The 245-nt window shown below is 69.0% G+C and carries 1 pseudogene; it reads left to right on the top strand.

Features of this window, described 5'->3' with window-relative positions:
• Positions 1 to 245 (top strand): annotated as a pseudogene (locus SB764_RS43650) (glycerol-3-phosphate dehydrogenase); the annotation flags it as partial.

The following is a 245-nucleotide window of genomic DNA, read 5'->3' on the forward strand; positions in this document are numbered from 1 at the left end:
GTTCCGGGCGATGCGCGACGCGGGCAAAGTGCCGGCGCATGTGGTGTGGTTGTGCAAAGGTTTCGAGGCCGACTCGCAGTTGTTGCCGCATCAGGTGGTCGCCGTCGAATTGCCGGGGCACGGCAGCAACGGCGTGCTGTCCGGTCCGAGCTTCGCGCGCGAAGTCGGGCAGGGCCTGCCGGTCGCGTTGACGATCGCGAGTGCATCGGCGGCTTGCCGCGAGCGCACGGTCGCCGCGTTCCATC

Source organism: Paraburkholderia sp. SIMBA_027 (assembly GCF_046535315.1).
Taxonomy (GTDB): Bacteria; Pseudomonadota; Gammaproteobacteria; order Burkholderiales; family Burkholderiaceae; genus Paraburkholderia; species Paraburkholderia tropica.